This window comes from Halanaerocella petrolearia, from assembly GCF_054657875.1.
In genome coordinates this window covers 363,087-382,741 of record NZ_BAAHXW010000002.1, presented here as the reverse complement: position 1 = coordinate 382,741, position 19,655 = coordinate 363,087, and the positions used below count along the sequence as shown (strand labels likewise).

35 protein-coding genes are annotated in these 19,655 nt (G+C 36.1%); all 35 read right to left on the bottom strand.

Annotated features, from left to right (window positions below):
• Positions 1-5: 5 nt before the first annotated feature.
• A complete protein-coding gene (gene truA / locus ACYQ39_RS09160; protein WP_459842339.1) occupies positions 6-749 on the bottom strand; it encodes a tRNA pseudouridine(38-40) synthase TruA in 744 nt (247 codons plus the stop codon).
• A gap of 26 nt (positions 750-775) precedes the next feature.
• Entirely contained in the window at positions 776-1,570 is a 795-nt protein-coding gene (locus tag ACYQ39_RS09155) for an energy-coupling factor transporter transmembrane component T family protein (protein ID WP_459842337.1), read from the bottom strand.
• A gap of 3 nt (positions 1,571-1,573) precedes the next feature.
• Positions 1,574-2,422 carry an energy-coupling factor transporter ATPase gene (locus tag ACYQ39_RS09150; protein ID WP_459842335.1) on the bottom strand — a complete coding sequence of 283 codons (849 nt, stop codon included), beginning with the start codon at positions 2,420-2,422 and terminating at the stop codon, positions 1,574-1,576.
• Positions 2,407-3,234 carry an energy-coupling factor transporter ATPase gene (locus ACYQ39_RS09145; protein ID WP_459842333.1) on the bottom strand — a complete coding sequence of 276 codons (828 nt, stop codon included), beginning with the start codon at positions 3,232-3,234 and terminating at the stop codon, positions 2,407-2,409. The genes ACYQ39_RS09150 and ACYQ39_RS09145 overlap by 16 nt, the downstream gene beginning before the upstream one ends.
• A 154-nt stretch (positions 3,235-3,388) precedes the next feature.
• Positions 3,389-3,730 carry a 50S ribosomal protein L17 gene (gene rplQ, locus ACYQ39_RS09140; protein WP_459842331.1) on the bottom strand — a complete coding sequence of 114 codons (342 nt, stop codon included), beginning with the start codon at positions 3,728-3,730 and terminating at the stop codon, positions 3,389-3,391.
• A 23-nt stretch (positions 3,731-3,753) separates the two neighbouring features.
• Positions 3,754-4,698 (bottom strand): DNA-directed RNA polymerase subunit alpha, encoded by a 945-nt coding sequence (locus ACYQ39_RS09135; RefSeq protein WP_459842329.1) that lies wholly within the window; start codon positions 4,696-4,698, stop codon positions 3,754-3,756.
• A 78-nt stretch (positions 4,699-4,776) separates the two neighbouring features.
• Positions 4,777-5,406, bottom strand: a complete 630-nt coding sequence (gene rpsD, locus ACYQ39_RS09130; protein WP_459842327.1) for a 30S ribosomal protein S4 — start codon at positions 5,404-5,406, stop codon at positions 4,777-4,779.
• Positions 5,407-5,445: 39 nt separating this feature from the next.
• Positions 5,446-5,817: a 30S ribosomal protein S11 gene (gene rpsK / locus ACYQ39_RS09125; RefSeq protein ID WP_459842325.1), complete on the bottom strand. Its 372-nt coding sequence runs from the start codon at positions 5,815-5,817 to the stop codon at positions 5,446-5,448.
• A 32-nt stretch (positions 5,818-5,849) separates the two neighbouring features.
• A complete protein-coding gene (gene rpsM / locus ACYQ39_RS09120) occupies positions 5,850-6,206 on the bottom strand; it encodes a 30S ribosomal protein S13 (RefSeq protein WP_459842323.1) in 357 nt (118 codons plus the stop codon).
• 36 nt (positions 6,207-6,242) lie between these two features.
• Positions 6,243-6,356 (bottom strand): 50S ribosomal protein L36, encoded by a 114-nt coding sequence (rpmJ, locus tag ACYQ39_RS09115; protein ID WP_013277182.1) that lies wholly within the window; start codon positions 6,354-6,356, stop codon positions 6,243-6,245.
• A gap of 22 nt (positions 6,357-6,378) precedes the next feature.
• Positions 6,379-6,603 (bottom strand): translation initiation factor IF-1, encoded by a 225-nt coding sequence (infA, locus tag ACYQ39_RS09110; RefSeq protein WP_459842320.1) that lies wholly within the window; start codon positions 6,601-6,603, stop codon positions 6,379-6,381.
• 135 nt (positions 6,604-6,738) lie between these two features.
• Positions 6,739-7,485 (bottom strand): type I methionyl aminopeptidase, encoded by a 747-nt coding sequence (gene map, locus ACYQ39_RS09105; protein WP_459842318.1) that lies wholly within the window; start codon positions 7,483-7,485, stop codon positions 6,739-6,741.
• Positions 7,486-8,121 (bottom strand): adenylate kinase, encoded by a 636-nt coding sequence (locus ACYQ39_RS09100; protein WP_459842316.1) that lies wholly within the window; start codon positions 8,119-8,121, stop codon positions 7,486-7,488. It abuts the gene before it with no gap.
• A 20-nt stretch (positions 8,122-8,141) separates the two neighbouring features.
• Positions 8,142-9,401, bottom strand: coding sequence for a preprotein translocase subunit SecY (secY, locus tag ACYQ39_RS09095; RefSeq protein ID WP_459842314.1), 1,260 nt, complete (start codon positions 9,399-9,401; stop codon positions 8,142-8,144).
• Positions 9,402-9,405: 4 nt separating this feature from the next.
• Positions 9,406-9,855, bottom strand: a complete 450-nt coding sequence (gene rplO, locus ACYQ39_RS09090) for a 50S ribosomal protein L15 (RefSeq protein ID WP_459842312.1) — start codon at positions 9,853-9,855, stop codon at positions 9,406-9,408.
• Positions 9,856-9,887: 32 nt separating this feature from the next.
• Positions 9,888-10,406, bottom strand: coding sequence for a 30S ribosomal protein S5 (rpsE, locus tag ACYQ39_RS09085; protein ID WP_459842310.1), 519 nt, complete (start codon positions 10,404-10,406; stop codon positions 9,888-9,890).
• Positions 10,407-10,424: 18 nt separating this feature from the next.
• Positions 10,425-10,790 (bottom strand): 50S ribosomal protein L18, encoded by a 366-nt coding sequence (gene rplR / locus ACYQ39_RS09080; RefSeq protein WP_459842308.1) that lies wholly within the window; start codon positions 10,788-10,790, stop codon positions 10,425-10,427.
• Between the two features lie 39 nt (positions 10,791-10,829).
• Positions 10,830-11,360: a 50S ribosomal protein L6 gene (rplF, locus tag ACYQ39_RS09075; protein ID WP_459842306.1), complete on the bottom strand. Its 531-nt coding sequence runs from the start codon at positions 11,358-11,360 to the stop codon at positions 10,830-10,832.
• 35 nt (positions 11,361-11,395) lie between these two features.
• Positions 11,396-11,797 (bottom strand): 30S ribosomal protein S8, encoded by a 402-nt coding sequence (rpsH, locus tag ACYQ39_RS09070; RefSeq protein ID WP_459842304.1) that lies wholly within the window; start codon positions 11,795-11,797, stop codon positions 11,396-11,398.
• A 37-nt stretch (positions 11,798-11,834) separates the two neighbouring features.
• Positions 11,835-12,020 carry a type Z 30S ribosomal protein S14 gene (locus tag ACYQ39_RS09065; protein ID WP_459842302.1) on the bottom strand — a complete coding sequence of 62 codons (186 nt, stop codon included), beginning with the start codon at positions 12,018-12,020 and terminating at the stop codon, positions 11,835-11,837.
• A gap of 17 nt (positions 12,021-12,037) precedes the next feature.
• Positions 12,038-12,577, bottom strand: a complete 540-nt coding sequence (gene rplE / locus ACYQ39_RS09060) for a 50S ribosomal protein L5 (RefSeq protein WP_459842300.1) — start codon at positions 12,575-12,577, stop codon at positions 12,038-12,040.
• Positions 12,578-12,599: 22 nt separating this feature from the next.
• Positions 12,600-12,926, bottom strand: a complete 327-nt coding sequence (gene rplX, locus ACYQ39_RS09055) for a 50S ribosomal protein L24 (protein ID WP_459842298.1) — start codon at positions 12,924-12,926, stop codon at positions 12,600-12,602.
• A 34-nt stretch (positions 12,927-12,960) separates the two neighbouring features.
• On the bottom strand, positions 12,961-13,329 hold the full coding sequence (gene rplN / locus ACYQ39_RS09050; protein ID WP_459842296.1) for a 50S ribosomal protein L14: 369 nt from the start codon (positions 13,327-13,329) through the stop codon (positions 12,961-12,963).
• Between the two features lie 32 nt (positions 13,330-13,361).
• On the bottom strand, positions 13,362-13,616 hold the full coding sequence (gene rpsQ / locus ACYQ39_RS09045) for a 30S ribosomal protein S17 (RefSeq protein ID WP_459842294.1): 255 nt from the start codon (positions 13,614-13,616) through the stop codon (positions 13,362-13,364).
• 18 nt (positions 13,617-13,634) lie between these two features.
• Positions 13,635-13,838, bottom strand: a complete 204-nt coding sequence (gene rpmC / locus ACYQ39_RS09040; protein ID WP_459842292.1) for a 50S ribosomal protein L29 — start codon at positions 13,836-13,838, stop codon at positions 13,635-13,637.
• A complete protein-coding gene (rplP, locus tag ACYQ39_RS09035; protein WP_459842290.1) occupies positions 13,828-14,262 on the bottom strand; it encodes a 50S ribosomal protein L16 in 435 nt (144 codons plus the stop codon). Before rplP ends, rpmC begins: the two co-directional genes overlap by 11 nt.
• 19 nt (positions 14,263-14,281) lie before the next feature.
• A complete protein-coding gene (gene rpsC, locus ACYQ39_RS09030; protein ID WP_459842288.1) occupies positions 14,282-14,932 on the bottom strand; it encodes a 30S ribosomal protein S3 in 651 nt (216 codons plus the stop codon).
• A 4-nt stretch (positions 14,933-14,936) separates the two neighbouring features.
• A complete protein-coding gene (gene rplV / locus ACYQ39_RS09025) occupies positions 14,937-15,275 on the bottom strand; it encodes a 50S ribosomal protein L22 (protein WP_459842286.1) in 339 nt (112 codons plus the stop codon).
• Positions 15,276-15,310: 35 nt separating this feature from the next.
• Entirely contained in the window at positions 15,311-15,586 is a 276-nt protein-coding gene (gene rpsS / locus ACYQ39_RS09020; RefSeq protein WP_459842284.1) for a 30S ribosomal protein S19, read from the bottom strand.
• Positions 15,587-15,604: 18 nt separating this feature from the next.
• Positions 15,605-16,444, bottom strand: coding sequence for a 50S ribosomal protein L2 (gene rplB / locus ACYQ39_RS09015; protein ID WP_459842282.1), 840 nt, complete (start codon positions 16,442-16,444; stop codon positions 15,605-15,607).
• A gap of 25 nt (positions 16,445-16,469) precedes the next feature.
• Positions 16,470-16,757 carry a 50S ribosomal protein L23 gene (rplW, locus tag ACYQ39_RS09010; RefSeq protein WP_459842280.1) on the bottom strand — a complete coding sequence of 96 codons (288 nt, stop codon included), beginning with the start codon at positions 16,755-16,757 and terminating at the stop codon, positions 16,470-16,472.
• Positions 16,757-17,386 (bottom strand): 50S ribosomal protein L4, encoded by a 630-nt coding sequence (gene rplD / locus ACYQ39_RS09005; protein ID WP_459842278.1) that lies wholly within the window; start codon positions 17,384-17,386, stop codon positions 16,757-16,759. The genes rplW and rplD overlap by 1 nt, the downstream gene beginning before the upstream one ends.
• Positions 17,387-17,407: 21 nt before the next feature.
• Entirely contained in the window at positions 17,408-18,031 is a 624-nt protein-coding gene (gene rplC, locus ACYQ39_RS09000; protein WP_459842276.1) for a 50S ribosomal protein L3, read from the bottom strand.
• Between the two features lie 30 nt (positions 18,032-18,061).
• On the bottom strand, positions 18,062-18,379 hold the full coding sequence (gene rpsJ / locus ACYQ39_RS08995; RefSeq protein WP_459842274.1) for a 30S ribosomal protein S10: 318 nt from the start codon (positions 18,377-18,379) through the stop codon (positions 18,062-18,064).
• A gap of 83 nt (positions 18,380-18,462) precedes the next feature.
• The gene (tuf, locus tag ACYQ39_RS08990) at positions 18,463-19,647 is read right to left on the bottom strand and encodes an elongation factor Tu (RefSeq protein WP_459842249.1); all 1,185 of its coding nucleotides are present in this window, start codon (positions 19,645-19,647) and stop codon (positions 18,463-18,465) included.
• Between the last annotated feature and the right edge of the window lie 8 nt (positions 19,648-19,655).

Genomic DNA, 19,655 nt, shown 5'->3' with positions numbered 1-19,655 from the left:
AACCTTTAGTAGTATATTTCTTCTAAGAAAAGACCATAACCAGGAGCATTTGGCCCAGCTACTTCTCTATCCTTAGCTGCCAAAATATCTTCCATCTGCTCAGGTTTTAATTTTCCTAAACCTACCTGAATTAGAGTCCCTACCATTGTTCGCACCATTTTATATAAAAAACCATCTCCATGAACATTAATAGTAATCAACTCATCTTCTTTTTCTATACTAAGCTCCAAAATAGTACGGATTGGAGTCTTAGCATTACAACCTTTGGCCCGAAAAGAAGAAAAGTCATGCTTTCCTATTAAATACTGAGCAGCTTCTTTCATAGCCTCTAAATCAAGAGGTCTATAAACATGATAGGCATGGTTTCGCCAGAATGGAGACATAAAGTAGTCATGATAAATCTGATAGAAATACCTCTTACCTTGGTTGTGATAGCGAGCATGGAATTCAGAATCAACTTCTATAGTCTTCAAAATAACTATATCATCTGGTAACTTAGTATTTAAAGCCAGAGCAAATTTTTCAGTTGGAATTGATGAATCTATCTGACAGTTAAAAACTTGACCTTTAGCATGTACATCTGCATCAGTTCTACTAGCCCCTACAATATCTATTTCTTGTTTTATTAATTTACTAATTGCATCTTCTATTTTTCCTTGTACAGTTGCCACGTGAGACTGTTTAGGCTGTCTTTGAAAACCATGGTAGTTAGTCCCATCATAAGCTACAGTACATTTTAAATTTCGCATCTTTTCCACTCCATAAATATAGATTATTATAAGAAAATAGCCACTATAATGAGATAAGTTATACTAACTACTAGACTTAAATAATCACGATTAGTAAATTTAAGAACCTTCATTCGACTGCGATTTTCACCACCACGATAACATCTTGCTTCCATAGCTAGAGCCAAATCATCGGCTCGGCGAAATGAATTAACAAATAAAGGTACTAATAAAGGAATTAAACTCTTAGCTTTTTGGACTAAATTTCCACTTTCAAAATCTGCTCCTCGTGCCTTTTGAGCCTTCATAATCTTCTGTGCTTCTTCTAATAAAGTAGGAATAAAACGCAAGGCTATAGTCATCATCATTGCTAATTCATGGGCTGGTAGTCCAAAACGCTTAAAAGGGTTTAATAACCTCTCTAAACCATCAGTCAACTCTAATGGCGAAGTAGTCAAAGTTAATAAAGAAGTATACGCAACTAAAAAGATTAACCTCAAGGCCATAAAAGAACCTAACTCCAGACCTTCTTCTTCAATTCGTAAAAACTTCCACTCCCATAAAACTTCTCCACCTCTAGTCATAAATAAATGAATAGTAAAGGTAAATAAAATAATAAATAATAACGGTTTTACACTTCGTAATATATATTTAATTTCTATCTTAGCTAATATTACTGTTAATAGTACAAAAACTGCTAAAGTAAAGTAACCTGTAAAACTATCTAATAAAAAGATAGCCGTAATAAATGCAATAATAATTAAAATTTTAGTTCTAGGATCAAGCTTATGCACTATAGAATTACGCTCAATATACTGACCAATCATAATATCATCTAACATAGTTTACCCTCGCAGTGCTTTTAATATTTCCTCTTTAGCCTCTTCAACAGTAAATATATCTGAGGTTACATCAAAACCTTTCTTTTTAAGTTGCTCTAAAACTGCAGTTACTTGAGGAACACCTAACTGAATCTCTTCTAAGAATTCTCTCTGCGCAAAAACATGACCTGGACTTCCCTGTAAAACCAACTCACCATCTTCTAGTACTAGAACTTTATCTGCTAATTGTGCTATCTCTTCCATTCGATGAGAGATTAGAATAATAGTTAAAGAAAAATCTTGTTGTAACTTAACAATTTCAGCCAATAGATCCTTTCTAGCCTTGGGGTCTAATCCAGCTGTTGGTTCATCTAAAATGAGCACTTCAGGCTCCATAGCTAAAACACCTGCAATAGCAACTCTTCTCTGCTGACCTCCAGATAACCTAAAAGGGGAACGATCTTTAAATGAATTATAGTCTAAATTAACTAAATTTAAAGATTTTTTAACCCTATCTTCAATTTCATCCTCAGCTACACCTAAATTTTTAGGACCAAAAGCTACATCAGCAAAGACAGTCTCTTCAAATAACTGATGTTCAGGATACTGAAATACTAAACCAACTTTACGCCTAACTTCTTTTAAATCATTACTAGCAGTAATATCTTGATTATCAATTATAATCTGTCCTTCAGTAGGTTCAATTAAACCATTTAAGGTCTGAACCAAAGTTGACTTACCAGAACCAGTGTGCCCAACTAACCCTACAAAACCACCTTGCTCAACACTAAAGTTAATATCTTGTAATGTATAGTCTTCAGGATTCAATTCTGGGTTATAGTTATGTCCTAGCCCCTTTACTTCAATGAACATAATTCTTCCACCAACCTATCAACTTCATAAATATCTGCTGTAATATTTACTCCTGCTTGCTTTAGTCTGACTGCCAATTCTGTTACTTGAGGTAAATCTAAATTATATTCTTTAAGTTTATCTAACTGACTAAAGATCTCCTGTGGACCACCTTGCAAAGCAATCTCCCCATCTGCCATAACAATAATTCTATCAGCTTGAATTGCTTGGCTCATAAAATGAGTAATATGAACAACTGTCATATTTAAGCTTTGATTTAAATCATGGGTAGTAGATATCACATTTTCTCGCCCTACTGGGTCTAGCATAGCTGTAGGTTCATCTAAGACCAAACACTTAGGTTGCATAGCTAAAATACCAGCAATAGCAACACGTTGTTTCTGTCCTCCTGATAAATTATGAGGAGCATGGCGACTGAAATCTTCCATTCCCACTCTAGCTAAAGATTGTTTAACCCTACTTCTAATCTCTTGTGGCTTTAAACCTAAATTTTCTGGTCCAAATGCTACATCTTCCTCTACAATATTAGCCACTAATTGATTGTCTGGATTTTGAAAGACCATACCTATCTGCTGTCTAATATTCCATAATTCGTCTTGATTATCAGTTCTAAGCCCAGCCACATTGACCTTTCCTTTTTGAGGAAGTAATAATCCATTTAACATCTTAGCTAAAGTTGATTTACCAGAACCATTATGTCCCACAATGGCAACAGACTCACCTGCTTCAATCTCTAAGTCAATCCCCTTTAAAACCCAGTCTTCTTGCTGATTATACCTATAGTATAAATCTTCAACTTTAATTAATGGCATGATTTCACCAACCTGATATAAAAAAACAGCCATTTATACCGGACTGTCTATTGTCCAGTACCAAAAACTGGTCATGGCTGTTTAAAAATTATTAAATTTAAATTAATCTAATAAAAAATTTAAGATAAGCATTTTAAACTAATCAGAATAAAAGTTACTCAACTAACTCCAAAATACCCATCTGCGTTCCATCGCCTCTTCTTTCACCTAGCTTAATAACACGTGTGTATCCACCAGGACGTTCAGCAAAACGATCAGCAAGTTCATCAAATAATACAGTTACACTCTCTTCATCCTGTAACTTGTTCATAACCTGTCTTCTTGCATGCTGACTTCCTTTTTTAGCTTTAGTAATCATTTTTTCAGCAAATCTTCCTGCTTCTTTAGCTTTAGGAATAGTAGTTTCAACACGCCCATTCTTAAATAAATTGTTAGCTAAATTAGTTAATAGTGCTTTTCGATTAGCACTTTCACGATTTAACTTACGTCGTGCCATAGTATCCCTCCTTCTATATTCTATTATAACTCAGGTTGTTTTAAAGTTAGGTCAAGCTCAGCTAACTTTGCTTTGATCTCCTGTAGCGACTTCTTACCTAAGTTTCTAATTTGCATTAGTTCATTTTCAGTAGTACTAGTTAATTCCTCAACAGTATCAATTCCAGCTCGCTTAAGACAATTAGAAGAACGAACTGATAGGTCAAGTTCCTCAATAGTAGTTTCTAGAATTTCATTCTTCTCTTCTTCCTCTTTTTCAACCATAATATCAGCTTCACTAATCTCTTCATTAAGGTTGATTAATAAATCTAAGTGTTCATCTAATACCTTAGAAGCTAGACTAATAGCATTCTCTGGAGTAACGCTACCATCAGTATGTACTTCTAAAGTTAATTCATCTAAATCACTTCTATTTCCCACTCGTGTATCAGTCACATCAAAATTAACTCTACGAATAGGGGAGAAGGAAGAGTCAACCGCAATTTCTCCTATTACATTTTCTTCTTCCGAGTCATTCTCTTCTGCTGTTACATAACCTCGACCTTTTTCAACTGTTGCCTCTAAATTAAGCTCTCCCTCATCAGATAAAGTAGCAATCTCTAATTCTGAATTAATAATTTCTAAATTACCACTAACCTGAAATTCATCAGCAGTAACTACACCTTCTTTATCAGCTGAAATGCGAATGGTTTGAGGTTCTTCATCTTCCATCCTAATAACTAGATCCTTTAGATTTAAGATGATATCTGCTACATCTTCTACAACTCCTGGTACAGTAGAGAATTCATGCTGCACTCCCTCAATCTTAATAGAAGTCACTGCAGCACCGGGAATAGAAGATAGCATAATTCTACGCAATGAATTACCAAGAGTAATTCCATAACCTCTCTCTAAGGGAGTAATCACAAATTTACCATAAGTATCATCAGATTCAACACGTTCAATAGTCGGCTTTTCAATCTCTATCATTAGTATTTCTCCCCCTTTTTTAATGATCAAAACTGCTGAGGGTAAATAAAGTGGTTCATTACGAACCACCACCTAATATTATCTAGAGTAAAACTCTACAATTAATTGTTCTTGAATTGGTAAATCGATCTCTTCTCTTACCGGCTCAGCTAGAACTTTACTCTGTAACTTATCAAAATTAACTTGTAACCAAGAAGGAACTTCTTTATCTTCATTATACTCAGCAATTTCCTTCATTCTCTTCAAGCTTTTACTACCCTCTTTAACTGCAATCTCATCATCTGCTTCTACACGATAAGATGGAATATCTACTCGACTACCATTAACTTCAATATGTCCATGTCTTACAAGTTGTCGAGCTTCATTTCTAGAAGTAGCAAAGCCTAATCTATAAACAACATTATCTAATCTACTTTCTAATAACTCTAAGAAGTTCTCACCTGTAATCCCTGGCTGATTCTCTGCCTCTTCAAAATAACGTCTAAATTGATTTTCTAGCACACCATAAGCTCTTCTAACTTTCTGTTTCTCTCTTAACTGTACTCCATATTCAGATAACTTTCCTCTACGACCTTGCCCGTGCTCTCCCGGGGCATAAGGACGACGTTCAATAGCACACTTATCAGAATGACACCGTTCACCTTTTAGGTATAACTTTTCTCCTTCACGGCGACAAAGTTTACAAACTGGTCCTGTATTTCTTGCCATATTATTTACACCTCCAAAATTATATCATCTTAATATTTACTATACTCTACGACGTTTCGGTGGTCGACAACCATTGTGTGGAATAGGAGTTACATCTTGAATAGCAGTAACTTCAATTCCTGCAGCCTGTAAAGCCCGAATAGCAGACTCTCGACCAGAACCAGGCCCTTTAACAAAAACTTCTACCTCTTTTAGACCATACTCCTCTGCAGCTTCTTGAGCAGCTTCACTTGCTGATTGTTGTGCAGCATATGGAGTTCCTTTTCTAGAACCCTTAAAACCTAAATTACCTGCACTTGACCAAGCAATTGTATTCCCTTTTTTATCTGTCAAAGTAACAATTGTATTATTAAAAGTAGAACGAATATGAGCTTGACCTCTCTCTACTCTTCGATTTCGTTTCTTAGCCATCTCTATCCCTCCTTATTATCTATTTTTATTATCTATTGAACTGTAGTCTTTGGTCCTTTTCTAGTTCGAGCATTAGTTTGAGTTCTTTGCCCACGAACTGGAAGACCTTTACGATGTCTAACTCCTCGGTAACTTCCAATATCTTTTAGACGTTTAATATCGCCTCTTACTTGACGACGTAACTCACCTTCAACAACATATTCCTCATCAATTACTTTACGTAATTGAGCAACTTCACTTTCTGTTAACTCATGGACTCTTTTACTAGAATCAATTTCTGTCTTCTCTACGATATCTTGTGCAGAAGAACGACCAATTCCATAAATATAAGTTAATCCAATCTCAACTTTTTTATCCTTTGGTAAATCTACACCTTCAATTCGTGCCATAGCTACTTACACCTCCTAATTATCAATTATTTCAAATTAACCTTGGCGTTGCTTATGCTTAGGATTTTCACAGATTACATAAACTCTTCCCTTACGTCTAACCACTTTACATTTATCACAAATAGGCTTTACTGATGGTCGAACTTTCATGCTACCCCTCCTTTAAAGCTTTTTAGGACTCATGACGATAAGTAATTCGACCGCGTTCTAAATCATAAGGAGACAACTCAACAGTAACTTTATCACCAGGTAAAATCTTAATAAAGTTCATTCTCATCTTACCTGAAACATGAGCCAATACTTCATGATCATTTTCTAACTCTACCTTAAACTTAGCATTAGGTAAAGTCTCAACCACGGTACCTTGAACTTCTATAGGTTCCTCTTTTTTAGACATTAAGGCTCCTCTACCTCCTCTATAAAATAAAAATTGATTTAGTTTGATTTCTATACCAATTTATAGACCCTCAGTATATGATTATATCACATATCAAATATTTTATGCAATATTAATCAATTATGCAATCAAAAATTAAAGTTGAGTCAATATTTGAGGGCCAGTTTCCGTTACAGCTACAGTATGCTCAAAATGAGCTGAAAGCTCTCTATCTTGGGTTATTACAGTCCAACCATCATCTAAAGTCTTTACCTTATGAGTACCAATATTAACCATAGGTTCAATAGCTAAAACCATACCCTCTTTTAACCTTGGCCCTCGACCCGGAGCGCCAAAATTAGGAATCTGGGGTGATTCATGCATCTTTTTTCCTACACCATGACCTACGAATTTACGAACTACTGAGTAACCATACTCTTCAACATACTCTTGAACAGCATGGGAAATATCAGAAATTCTATTTCCTGACTTAACTTGCTCAATTCCCTTAAACAGTGATTCTTCTGTCACTTCTAATAATTGCTCAGTTTCAGAAGAAACTTCACCAACTGCTAGAGTTTGAGCAGCATCTCCATAATACCCATCAACAATAGCCCCAATATCTAATCCAATAATATCTCCTGATTCTAAAGCATTGGAACTAGGGATTCCATGAACTACCTGCTCATTAATAGCTACACAAACAGTATTAGGAAATCCTTGGTACCCTTTAAAAGCGGGTTTAGCCCCCTGATCTAAGATGAATTCTTCAGCTAACTGATCAATTTCTTGGGTAGTAATTCCTGGCTCAATTTCTTCAGCCAACATATTGTGTGTCTTAGCTACTACCTCTCCAGCCCGCTTCATAATTTCAATTTCTCGTTTAGACTTTCTAATAATCATCTATTCTAACTCCTCTAAAATCTGAGATATATCAGCAAAGACTTGATCAAGATTTTGTTCACCATTAACAGACTGTAATAGATTGCGGTCTTTATAATAATTAATTAAAGGAGCAGTTTGATCGTAATAAACCTTTAATCGCTCCTTAATAGTTTCTGGTTTATCATCGTCTCTCTGATATAAATCTGCACCACATTCATCACAAAGCCCTTTTTTTTGAGGCTGATTATACTCTAAGTGGAAAGTCGCTCCACACTCTTTACAGACTCTACGACCAGATAAACGATTAACAACCTCTTCATCACCAACTTTAATATTCAATACAGTATCTAAATCAACTAAATCAGCTAAGGCTTCAGCTTGTTCTATTGTTCTAGGAAAACCATCCAAAATAAAGCCTTCCTGACAATCATCTTCACTTAATCTTTCTTCTACTATACCAACTACAATCTTATCCGGAACCAATTTACCTTGATCTATATACTCTTTAGCTTTCTTCCCTAATTCAGTTTCTTCTTTAATTGCTTGACGAAATATATCGCCAGTAGCAACATGGGGAAGGCCATAAGCTGCTTCCATACGAGCAGCTTGGGTTCCTTTTCCTGCTCCTGGCGGACCAAGCAAGACTAAACGCATCATTTATCACTCCCTGCAGATTAATTCATGAAACTTTCATAATGTCTAGATAGCAAATAAGTCTCAATCTGCTTCATTGTTCTTAGAGCAACACCAACTACAATTAATAGAGCTGTTCCTCCAAATCGTGCTTGAATCCCTGTTAGCCCAATAACAAAATTAGGTAATACAGCCACTCCTGCTAAGAAGATAGCCCCTGCTAATGTAATCCGAGTTAAGACCCTATCTAAATACTCAGCAGTAGGTCTACCAGGACGACGACCAGGAATAAAGCCACCTTGTTCTTTCATATTCTGAGCTACCTCAATCGGATTAAAACTGATAGCCGTATAGAAATAAGTAAAGAAGATAATTAAGACTGCATACAAAATAATATATAAAGTTGAACCTGGACTTAAAGCTTGAGCTATAGCTTGTGCCCAATCATGTTGAATAAATCTAGCAATAGTAGCTGGGAATAATAAAACTGAAGATGCAAAGATTACTGGAATTACCCCAGCTTGATTTACCTTCATAGGAATATGAGTTGATTGTCCACCATAAACTTTATTACCTACTACTCGCTTTGAATAACGAACAGGTATCTTTCTTTGGCCTTCCTGAATATAAATAACTACTCCAACTACTAATACTGCAATTACTAAAAATATTAATAGATTAAAAATACTAATTGTTCCTGCTTTTAATCCTTCAAATGTTGTAATGACTGCTGTTGGAAACCGAGATATGATTGATGCGAAAATAATTATTGAAATTCCATTTCCAATACCCTTATCTGTGATCTGCTCACCTAACCACATTAAAAAGATTGTTCCAGCTGTTAGAGTAATTACAATAGTAGCTAAATTAAAGAATGTTGGATTAGCTATTGCACCATAATTCTTAATCATCATTGTAATTCCAGTTCCCTGAATCAGTCCTAAAACAACAGTAGCATAACGAGTATAACGATTAATCACCTTTTTACCTTCTTGCCCTTGTTTAGAAAGTTCCTCTAACTTAGGAATCACTATAGTCAATAACTGCATGATAATAGAGGAAGTAATATATGGACTGATACTCATAGCAAATATAGTAAATCTTTTTAAGGCTCCACCAGCAAACATATCCAAGAATCCTAACACACCTGATCCTTGGAATAGCTTACCTAAAACCTCCGAATCAATCCCAGGGACTGGAATATGAGCTCCAATACGATAAACTACTATCATTGCTAGAACAAAAAGTAATTTTTTCCGCAGCTCTTCAATCTTTAAGGCATTCCCTAACGCTGACAACATTTTGTTAGATCACCTCTGCCTTTCCCCCAGCAGCTTCAATTTTTTCAACTGCAGATTTACTGAATTTATTAGCTTCAACAGTTAAAGATTTCTCTAATTCGCCATCACCTAAAATTTTAATGCCCTCTTTAACATTTTTGACCAATCCAGCATCTTTTAAATCGGCAACAGTAACAGTAGAATCTTCTTCAAAACGGCTAAGATCATCAACATTAACTACAGCATACTCAGTTTTAAATTTAGCATTGGAAAATCCACGCTTAGGGAATCGTTTAAAGTAAGGCGTCTGTCCCCCTTCAAAGGCACGTCTTACGCCACCTCCAGAACGAGCGTTTTGACCTTTATGTCCTCGACCACTAGTCTTTCCTTTACCAGAACCAATTCCTCTTCCAACACGTTTTTTATCTTTTTTAGAACCTTCGGCTGGCTGTAAATCATGTAGATCTAATCCCATCGTTGTCACCTCCTTAAATAATTAATAATTTGTTATCCCAATAATTCTTCTACGCTCTTACCTCTTAGTTTAGCAACATTTTTGGCATCTTTCAAATCTTTTAACCCTTGAATTGTAGCGCGTACCATATTAATTGGATTATCTGTACCTAGAGACTTAGTTAAAATATCCTTAACTCCTGCTAATTCAACAACTGGACGAACAGCTCCACCAGCAATTACTCCAGTACCTTCAGAAGCAGGCTTTAAAAGTACACGTCCTGCACCAAAGACACCAGTAATTTCGTGTGGAATAGTTCTGCCTTTTAAAGGAACTTTAACTAATTCACCTTTAGCAGCTTCAATACCCTTTCGAATAGCAGCTGGTACCTCATTAGCTTTTCCAATCGCAGCACCAACATGACCATTACCATCTCCAACTACTACTAAGGCACTAAAGCTAAATCGACGACCACCTTTAACTACCTTAGAAACGCGACTAATATCTACTACACGTTCATCTAAGTCCAACTCACTTGGATCAATTAGATTTGCTTTTCTCTTTTTCTTCATCATCTTCCCTCCTTTACTTTAAAAATCTAATCCAGCTTCACGAGCTGCTTCAGCTAAGGCTTTGATTCGACCATGATATTCATACCCTCCACGATCAAATACAACTTTTTCAATACCTTCTTCTAAAGCACGTTCAGCGATATATTTTCCTACAACTTTAGCGGCTTCAACATTACCACCATTTTCAACTTCATCTCTAATGTCTGTATCAACAGTAGAAGCAGACACTAAAGTTATTTCTCTAAAGTCATCAATAACTTGAACATAAATATGCTTCAAACTTTTGTTCACATTTAATCGAGGTCGTGTTGGAGTTCCTTTTACTTTCTTACGCACTCGTTTATGTCTTCTTCTTCTAGCTTCTTCTTTGCTTAATTTACTCATAACTCTCCCTCCTTTTCTAGCAATTTAACCGGCTATCTATTAAGCAGTTTTACCTTCTTTACGTCTAATTCTTTCATCAGCATACTTGATACCTTTACCATTATAAGGTTCTGGTTTTCTTACCTCTCTAATTTCAGATGCTGTCTGGCCTACTAACTGCTTATCGCTACCTTTAACAATGATTTCGTCTCCATCTACCTCAAATTCGATTCCCTCTTCTGGCTCGATAACTACAGGATGAGAGTAACCAACTTGTAGCTCTAAGTTATTTCCTTTTACTAGTGCTCTATAACCTACACCATTAAGTTCTAATTTCTTCTCATATCCTTTAGTTACACCTTCAATCATATTAATAATGACACTACGTGCTAAACCATGTAATGATTTATCTTGCTTAGAATCAGTAGGTCTAGAAACAACTAATTCATCATCATTAATTTCAATATCTAATCTAGGACTAATATCCTCTGTAAGTTCACCTTTAGGACCTTTAACTGTAATAGTACTTCCTTCTAAATTCAATTCAACTTTCTCTGGGATTTCAACAGGCAAATGACCAACCCGAGACATAATTTACACCCCCCTTGATTATTAAAAATTACTAATTACCAAATATAACAAAGAACCTCTCCACCAATTCCAGCTTTACGAGCAGCTTTATCAGTCATTACTCCTTGAGAAGTAGAGATAACTGAAATACCTAAACCACCTAATACTTTAGGTAATTCTTCTTTATTAGCATATACTCTTAAACCTGGCTTACTGATTCGCTTTAAACCTGTAATAACTTTTTCTCTATTAGAACCATACTTTAAAGAAAGAGTTAATGTACCTTGAGCAGTATCATCTTTTCTTTCGTATCCCTTAATGAAACCTTCTTCATCTAAAACAGCAGCAATTTCTTCTTTAAGATTAGAAGCTGGAATATCTACTTGATTAGCATAATTTTGATTAGCATTTCTGATTCTAGTCAACATATCAGCAATAGGATCGTTTACTACAGACATAATAATACTTACCTCCTTTCAAATATACACTTATTGATTACCAACTAGCTTTCTTAACTCCTGGCAATTTACCTTCGTGAGCTAACTCTCTAAAGCAAACTCGACATAACTCAAATCTTCTTAATACACCACGAGGTCGTCCACAACGTCGGCATCTTCTCTCTTCACGAGTCTCATACTTAGACTTCTTATTGGCTTTAACGACCTTAGACTTCTTAGCCACTATTTTCCCTCCTTAGGTTATTTTTTAAATGGCATACCCATTTGTGCTAATATTTCTTTAGCTTCTTCATCAGTTTCCGCACTAGTTACAATAGTAATATCCATACCTAAGACTGTATCAACCTCATCAACATCAAGCTCTGGGAAAACTGTATAATTATCAAGACCTAAAGAATAGTTACCTCGTCCATCAAAGGAATTAGCAGGTACTCCTCTAAAGTCACGTACACGTGGTAAAGCAACATTAACTAACTTATATAGGAATTCATACATTTCATTCCCTCGTAGAGTCACCTTACAACCTACTGGCATGCCTTTTCGAATCTTAAAGTTAGCAATAGACTTCTTAGCTCTTGTAACAACAGGATTTTGACCTGTAATTGCTTGTAAACCTTCAACAGCTTCATCTAATAAATTAGCATTTTCAGCTACATCACTAAGTCCCATATTAACAACCAATTTTTCTAACTTAGGAACTTCCATAATATTATCATAACCGAACTTTTCCATCAATGCTGATACTACTTCTTCTGTATATCTTTCTTTTAGTACTGACATATTAATACCTCCTTCCTGCTAATTAATCTACAATCTCATCGCAGTTTTTACAATAACGTACTTTTTCTCCGCTATCTAAAAATTGTTTACCAGTACGTGCTGTCTCATTACAGTGTTCACAGACTAACATTACATTAGAACTATGAATTGGAGCTTCCTTTTCAATAATCCCACCTTGTGGATTATCTTGCGTTGGTTGAGCATGTTTCTTAATAATATTAACTCCTTCAACAATTACCCGACTCTCTTGAGGAAAAGCTTTAAGAACTTCTCCCTCTTTTCCTTTATCTTTCCCAGCAATCACTTTTACCTGATCACCTTTTTTAACGTGCAACTTAGGTTTAGACATACTGCCAACCTCCTTTCTTAATTACAACGACTAATTATAAAACTTCAGGAGCTAAAGAAATAATTCGAGTATACTTTTCATCTCTTAGTTCACGAGCAATTGGCCCGAAGACACGAGTTCCAACAGGTGCATTGTTCTTATCTACTAATACAGCTGCATTTTCATCGAAACTAATATAAGAACCATCATCTCTTCTTACCTTTCTCTTAGTTCGAACAATTACAGCTTTTACAACTTCACCTTTACTTACCATACCATCAGGAATTGCTTCTTTAACTGTAGCAACAACTACATCTCCAAGAGAAGCATAACGCTTTCCAGAACCGCCTAATACTTTCACGCATAATAATTCTCTAGCACCTGAGTTATCTGCTACTTTTAATCTGGATTCAGTTTGGATCATTGTAGTCCCTCCTTTCAAACAAACAATTCAAATTATTTAGCTTTCCGGATAATCTCTGCTACTTTCCAATTCTTAGTTTTACTTACTGGACGAGTTTCTACAATTCTTACCTTATCGCCCTCTTTACACTCATTATTTTCATCATGAGCTTTGAACTTGGAAGTACGAGTAATTACACGCTTATATAGAGGATGTTGCTTTTTTCGCTCAACAGCTACTACAGCTGTTTTATCCATCTTATCGCTAACAACTTTTCCAATCTCTTCTTTTATCTGCTTATCGGCCATAATATCCCCCCTTTATAACTACGCTTGATTAATACCTAATTCACGCTCATTCACAATAGTCTTAACTCTAGCAATTGTTCGTTTAACGTCTTTAATCCGACTTGGATTATCTAATTGCATTGTAGCATTCTGAAAACGTAGGTTAAATAATTCTTCTTTTAGCTCATCTAACTTCTGTTCTAATTCCTCGTCAGTTAGCTTGCGTAATTCTTTAGCTTTCATCTTGCTCACCGTCCATTTCTTCCCGTTTTACAAATTTAGTCTTAATAGGCAACTTGTGAGATGCTAATCGCATAGCCTCACGTGCAACCTCTTCTTCTACACCACCAATCTCAAACATTACACGACCAGGCTTTACAACAGCAACCCATTCGTCAGTAGCACCTTTTCCACTACCCATTCGAGTTTCAGCAGGTTTAGCAGTAACCGGCTTATCAGGGAAGATGTTGACCCAGATCTTACCATCACGCTTAACATACCGCGTAATGGCTATTCTGGCAGCTTCAATCTGACGATTTGTAATCCAAGCTGGTTCTAAAGCTTGTAATCCAAAATCTCCAAAATTAACTTCAGTTCCACGATGTGCTTTACCTTTTAGTCGTCCACGATGTTGTTTTCTATGCTTTACACGCTTTGGAATTAACATTTTGCTGCCTCCTTTCTAATTACTCTTCATCATTAACTTCAGGTAATACTTCACCCTTATTAATCCAAACCTTGACTCCAATCTTACCATAAGTTGTATAAGCTTCTGTAAATCCGTAATCAATATCTGCCCTTAAAGTGTGTAATGGTACACTTCCTTCATTGTAACTTTCTGTTCGAGCCATATCGGATCCACCTAAACGGCCAGCACATTCTATTTTAAATCCTTCTACATCTTTTTGACGCATAGCTCGATTAAGTGATTGTTTCATAGCTCTTCTGAAAGATACTCTATTTTCTAACTGGTGAGCAATATTCTCAGCTACTAATTGAGCATTCTGATCTGGACGTTCAACTTCTACTACATTTACTTGAACTTCCTTACCAGTCATCTCTTCTAATTCATTTCTTAATTCTTGTACTTCAGATCCACCTTTACCGATTACCATTCCTGGTCTAGCAGCATGAACATCAAACTTAATTCTTTCTGCTGCCCTCTCAATAACAATTCTAGAAATACCAGCTTCATACATCTTTGTTTTAATATGCTCTCTAACTTCTAAATCTTCATGTAATAAATCAGCATATTCATCTTTTTCAGCATACCATTTAGCGTCCCAATCTTTAATAACTCCAACTCTTAGACCATGTGGATTGATTTTTTGTCCCATCTCATTATCCCTCCTTCTCTGCCACTTTAATAGTAATATGACTTGTTCTTTTATTAATCGGACTTGCTTGGCCCATTGCTCTTGGCTTATAACGTTTCATTGTTGGTCCCTCATCAACATAAGCCTCAGAAACATAAAGTTCATCAGCAATCATTCCATGATTATGCTCTGCATTCGCCACAGCAGAGTTAAGAACTTTTTCAATAATTTCAGCTGCCTTCTTTGGCGTATTCTTCAGAATACCAATAGCTTCAGCAACTTTTTTGTCCCGCACTAAATCAATAACCAATCTTGCTTTACGTGGGGAAATCCGTACTTCCTTAGCAATAGCTTTTGCCTCCACAATTTAACCCCCTTTACTATTAAACTAATAAATTTCTACTTAAGAGCTGTAGATCGATCAGTGTGTTCACCGTGACCTCTAAATATTCTAGTTGGTGCAAATTCACCTAATTTATGACCAACCATCTCTTCCGTAATAAAAATTGGAACATGCTTACGTCCATCATGAACAGCAATAGTATGTCCTATCATTTGTGGATAAATAGTTGAACTTCGAGACCAAGTCTTAACAACTTGCTTTTCATCCTGCTCATTCATTTCTTTAATTTTAGCTAATAACTTTTTATCCACATAAGGCTTATTATGAGCCACTAGTTAGCCCCCCTTCAATTACTTTTTAGACTTTTTGTCATGTCGTCTCTTGACGATCATTCTATCAGACTTCTTGCGCTTACGTGTCTTATTACCCATTGTAGGTTTACCCCATGGAGTTACTGGATGTCTACCAGCAGGTTTTCTACCTTCTCCACCACCATGTGGATGGTCATGTGGGTTCATTGCAACACCACGAACACTAGGTCTACGTCCTAACCATCGGCTTCTACCAGCCTTACCAATAGTAATATTCTCATGCTCAATATTTCCAACTTGACCTATAGTTGCCTTACACTTAATATTAACTAATCTAACTTCTCCAGAAGGCAATTCAATATGAGCAAATTTATCTTCTTTAGCCATTACCTGTGCTTGCGCTCCAGCAGCACGAGTTAACTGACCACCTTTACCGGGTTTCAGCTCAATATTATGAACTAGAGTACCTACTGGAACCTGTTCTAGTGGTAATGCATTTCCTGGTTTAATATCAGCATCTGAACCAGATAGAACCTCATCTCCTACTTCTAATCCTCGAGGAGCAAGGATATATCTTTTTTCGCCATCAACATAATTTAATAAAGCAATTCGAGCTGAACGATTTGGATCATATTCAATAGTAGCTACTTTTGCCGGAACTCCATCTTTATCCCGCTTAAAATCAATAACTCTATACTTTCTCTTATGACCCCCACCACGACGTCTAGCAGTAATTCGACCTTTATTGTTACGACCACCAGTCTTTTTTAAAGGCTCTAATAAAGACTTTTCTGGCTTATCAGTTGTAATATCTTCAAAAGTATCAACAGTCATATATCTCCTTGATGGAGTAGTTGGCTTGAATTTTTTAATTGCCATTCGGATTCCCTCCTTTTTCTAAAAGTTATACACCCTCAAAAATATCAATCGTATCATCTGTAGCTAGTTTAACTCTAGCTTTCTTCCAATCAGATGTTCTACCTTCATGATAACCTCTTCTTCTTTTCTTACCAGAAACTCTACAAGTAGTAACTTTGTCTACTTTAACATTAAAAATTTCTTGTACAGCTCTTTTGATTTGAGGCTTGTTAGCATTTAAATCAACCTTAAAAGTATACCAATTTTTTTCTTCCATATCCTCCATACTCTTCTCAGAAATATGAGGTGCAATAATAATATCTCGAGCGTCCATTATACTACAAGCACCTCCTCAACTTGATTAATAGCATCCTTCGTCATTAATACCTTATCACTATTTAAAACATCATAAACAGTTACCTGATTAGATGAAACAACTTTAACTCCTGGAATATTACGTGCTGATTTATAAACATTTTCGTCTCTACCATCAAGCACAAGTAAAACTTTCTTATCAGCAGCATCCAAGTTATCTAATACAGCAACCATCTTCTTAGTCTTTGGTTGCTCAAAATCAAACCCATCAACGATAGTTAAGCTATCTTCTTCAACCTTAGCAGTTAAAGCAGATTTAACAGCTAATTTCTTAACTTTCTTAGGGATTCTTTTCTCATAATTACGTGGTTGTGGACCAAAAGTAGTTCCACCACCAACCCAAATTGGAGATCTAATACTTCCGTGACGAGCACGACCTGTACCCTTTTGACGCCAAGGTTTACGACCACCTCCACGCACTTCACTACGAGTCTTAGTCTTAGCAGTTCCAGCTCTTTTAGCGGCTAATTGAGCAGTTACTGCTTCATGAACAACATGTTCATTTATTTCAACATCAAAAATATCATCATTTAGGTCAACATTTCCTAATTCTTGACCTTGCATATCATATAAAGGTAATTCAGGCATCTTTTCTCCCCCTTCCTAATACTATTTAACTGCCTTTTGAATAGTTAATAATCCTTTTTTAGGTCCTGGAACAGAACCTTTAACTAATAATAAATTTTTCTCTGTATCAACTTTAACAATTTCTAGATTTTGAATAGTCACTTTTTCACGACCCATGTGTCCTGCCATCTTTTTACCTTTAAATACTCTTGATGGATCAGCACTCTGACCAATAGAACCTGGTAACCTATAGTTTCTAGAACCGTGAGTCTTTGGCCCAGTATTAAAGTTCCATCTCTTGACTGTACCAGCAAAACCTTTACCTTTAGAAGTACCAATTACATCAACTTTATCTCCAGCTTCAAAAGTATCAGCTTTTACTTCATCACCAGTTTCTAATTCTTCAGCACCATCAAAACGAAACTCTTTAATGTATTTTTTAGGTTCAATTCCATACTTCTCAAAGTGCCCTTTCAATGGCTTATTTACTCGGGATTCCTTAGCATCCTCAAAACCTAACTGAACAGCAGTATATCCATCTACCTCTTCAGTCTTCTTTTGAATTACAGGGCAAGGACCTGCTTCTACAACTGTTACTGGTACGACTTCTCCATTATCAGTGAAAACCTGTGTCATACCAACTTTCTTCCCTAAAATTGCTTTCATTTAATCACACCTCCTCAAACTAAAAGACTATTATAATTTAATCTCAATATCGACACCAGCAGGTAAATCTAATCTCATTAATGAATCAATCGTCTTTGGTGTCGGCTCTTTAATATCAATCAAACGTTTATGAGTTCGAATCTCAAACTGTTCTCGTGCCTTACTATTTACATGTGGCGAACGCAAAATTGTAAATACTTCCTTTTTAGTCGGTAAAGGAACAGGACCAGAAACCTCAGCTCCAGTTCGAGTAGCTGTTTCTACAATCTTCTCTGCTGAATTATCCAATAATTGATGTTCATAACCCTTTAACTTAATTCTAATTTTATCTCTACCTTGCTCAGCCATTTATCTTCACCTCCGATTAACATTGATTAGACAGAAAAAAGATGAGGAGAAGACAAGCTCCTCATTCCTCTTTTAACCTGTCATTATTCAACAATTTCAGTAACAACACCGGCTCCTACTGTCTTTCCACCTTCACGAATCGCAAATCTTAATCCTTCTTCCATCGCAATCGGAGAAATCAATTCTGCATCCATCTCAATATTATCTCCTGGCATTACCATATCTACATCTCCTGGTAAATCAATTGTTCCAGTTACGTCCGTTGTTCTGAAGTAGAACTGTGGCTTATAACCATCGAAGAATGGAGTATGTCGTCCACCTTCATCCTTACTTAATACATATACCTCTGCTTTAAACTTAGTATGTGGTGTAATTGAACCTGGCTCTGCTAATACCTGTCCACGTTCTACATCTTCTTTATCAATACCTCTTAATAATGCTCCTACATTATCTCCTGCTTGAGCACTTTCCATCTCTTTTCGGAACATTTCAATTCCTGTAATTACTGTTTCTTCTGTCTCTTTAATTCCTACAATCTCTGCTTCGTCTCCTACTTCGATTGTTCCTCTTTCTAGACGTCCTGTCGCTACTGTTCCACGACCAGTAATTGTAAAGATATCCTCAATCGGCATTAAGAATTCTTTATCTGTATCTCTTTCTGGAGTAGGAATCTGCTCATCTACTGCATCCATTAATTCATTAATGTTATCTGCCCATTCTCCTGTTGGCTCTTCTAATGCCTTTAAAGCAGAACCTGTAACTATTGTAGCTTCATCTCCATTAAAGTCATACTCATTAAGTAATTCTCTTACTTCCATCTCTACTAACTCTACTAATTCTTCATCTTCTACCATATCTGCTTTGTTTAGGAATACAACAATTTCTGGTACTCCTACCTGTCGAGCTAATAGTAAGTGCTCTCTTGTCTGTGGCATTGGTCCATCTGCTGCAGATACAATTAAGATTGCTCCATCCATTTGAGCTGCACCAGTAATCATATTCTTTACATAGTCTGCGTGACCTGGGCAGTCAACGTGAGCATAGTGTCTATTAGCTGTTTCATACTCTACGTGTGATGTTGCAATTGTAATTCCTCTCTCCTGCTCTTCTGGTGCGTTATCAATCTCACCAAATTCTACAGATCCTTCTTCTCCTGCTGCTAATACTTTTGTAATTGCAGCTGTTGTTGTTGTCTTACCATGGTCTACGTGTCCAATTGTACCAATATTAACGTGTGGCTTATTTCTTTCAAACTTTTCTTTTGCCATCTCTATCT

Coding starts and splice junctions, on each gene's coding strand:
- rplD (WP_459842278.1), bottom strand. CDS start 17,386: ATGCCTGAATTACCTTTATATGATATGCAAGGTCAAGAATTAGGAAAT.
- ACYQ39_RS09150 (WP_459842335.1), bottom strand. CDS start 2,422: ATGTTCATTGAAGTAAAGGGGCTAGGACATAACTATAACCCAGAATTG.
- rplX (WP_459842298.1), bottom strand. CDS start 12,926: ATGTCTAAACCTAAGTTGCACGTTAAAAAAGGTGATCAGGTAAAAGTG.
- rpsQ (WP_459842294.1), bottom strand. CDS start 13,616: ATGGCCGATAAGCAGATAAAAGAAGAGATTGGAAAAGTTGTTAGCGAT.
- rplE (WP_459842300.1), bottom strand. CDS start 12,577: ATGTCAGTACTAAAAGAAAGATATACAGAAGAAGTAGTATCAGCATTG.
- rplN (WP_459842296.1), bottom strand. CDS start 13,329: ATGATCCAAACTGAATCCAGATTAAAAGTAGCAGATAACTCAGGTGCT.
- ACYQ39_RS09135 (WP_459842329.1), bottom strand. CDS start 4,698: ATGATAGAGATTGAAAAGCCGACTATTGAACGTGTTGAATCTGATGAT.
- rpsK (WP_459842325.1), bottom strand. CDS start 5,817: ATGGCTAAGAAACGAAATCGAAGAGTAGAGAGAGGTCAAGCTCATATT.
- rpsH (WP_459842304.1), bottom strand. CDS start 11,797: ATGTCTGTAGTAAACGATCCTATTGCTGATATGTTGACTAGAATCAGA.
- rplO (WP_459842312.1), bottom strand. CDS start 9,855: ATGGGATTAGATCTACATGATTTACAGCCAGCCGAAGGTTCTAAAAAA.
- rplB (WP_459842282.1), bottom strand. CDS start 16,444: ATGGCAATTAAAAAATTCAAGCCAACTACTCCATCAAGGAGATATATG.
- rpsC (WP_459842288.1), bottom strand. CDS start 14,932: ATGGGACAAAAAATCAATCCACATGGTCTAAGAGTTGGAGTTATTAAA.
- rplC (WP_459842276.1), bottom strand. CDS start 18,031: ATGAAAGCAATTTTAGGGAAGAAAGTTGGTATGACACAGGTTTTCACT.
- rpsM (WP_459842323.1), bottom strand. CDS start 6,206: ATGGCACGAATTGAAGGTGTAGATTTACCAAAGGATAAAAAAGTTGAG.
- ACYQ39_RS09155 (WP_459842337.1), bottom strand. CDS start 1,570: ATGTTAGATGATATTATGATTGGTCAGTATATTGAGCGTAATTCTATA.
- truA (WP_459842339.1), bottom strand. CDS start 749: ATGCGAAATTTAAAATGTACTGTAGCTTATGATGGGACTAACTACCAT.
- rpmJ (WP_013277182.1), bottom strand. CDS start 6,356: ATGAAAGTTCGACCATCAGTAAAGCCTATTTGTGATAAATGTAAAGTG.
- ACYQ39_RS09145 (WP_459842333.1), bottom strand. CDS start 3,234: ATGCCATTAATTAAAGTTGAAGATTTATACTATAGGTATAATCAGCAA.
- rpsE (WP_459842310.1), bottom strand. CDS start 10,406: ATGAAGAAAAAGAGAAAAGCAAATCTAATTGATCCAAGTGAGTTGGAC.
- ACYQ39_RS09100 (WP_459842316.1), bottom strand. CDS start 8,121: ATGCGTTTAGTCTTGCTTGGTCCGCCAGGAGCAGGAAAAGGAACCCAA.
- map (WP_459842318.1), bottom strand. CDS start 7,485: ATGATTATTAGAAAGTCTAAACGAGAAATTGAAATTATGAAGCGGGCT.
- rplP (WP_459842290.1), bottom strand. CDS start 14,262: ATGTTAATTCCAAAGCGTGTAAAGCATAGAAAACAACATCGTGGACGA.
- infA (WP_459842320.1), bottom strand. CDS start 6,603: ATGTCTAAAAAAGAGGAACCTATAGAAGTTCAAGGTACCGTGGTTGAG.
- tuf (WP_459842249.1), bottom strand. CDS start 19,647: ATGGCAAAAGAAAAGTTTGAAAGAAATAAGCCACACGTTAATATTGGT.
- rplQ (WP_459842331.1), bottom strand. CDS start 3,730: ATGGCACGACGTAAGTTAAATCGTGAAAGTGCTAATCGAAAAGCACTA.
- rplF (WP_459842306.1), bottom strand. CDS start 11,360: ATGTCTCGGGTTGGTCATTTGCCTGTTGAAATCCCAGAGAAAGTTGAA.
- rplR (WP_459842308.1), bottom strand. CDS start 10,790: ATGAGTAAATTAAGCAAAGAAGAAGCTAGAAGAAGAAGACATAAACGA.
- rpsD (WP_459842327.1), bottom strand. CDS start 5,406: ATGGCAAGAAATACAGGACCAGTTTGTAAACTTTGTCGCCGTGAAGGA.
- secY (WP_459842314.1), bottom strand. CDS start 9,401: ATGTTGTCAGCGTTAGGGAATGCCTTAAAGATTGAAGAGCTGCGGAAA.
- rplW (WP_459842280.1), bottom strand. CDS start 16,757: ATGGACGCTCGAGATATTATTATTGCACCTCATATTTCTGAGAAGAGT.
- rpmC (WP_459842292.1), bottom strand. CDS start 13,838: ATGAAAGCTAAAGAATTACGCAAGCTAACTGACGAGGAATTAGAACAG.
- rpsJ (WP_459842274.1), bottom strand. CDS start 18,379: ATGGCTGAGCAAGGTAGAGATAAAATTAGAATTAAGTTAAAGGGTTAT.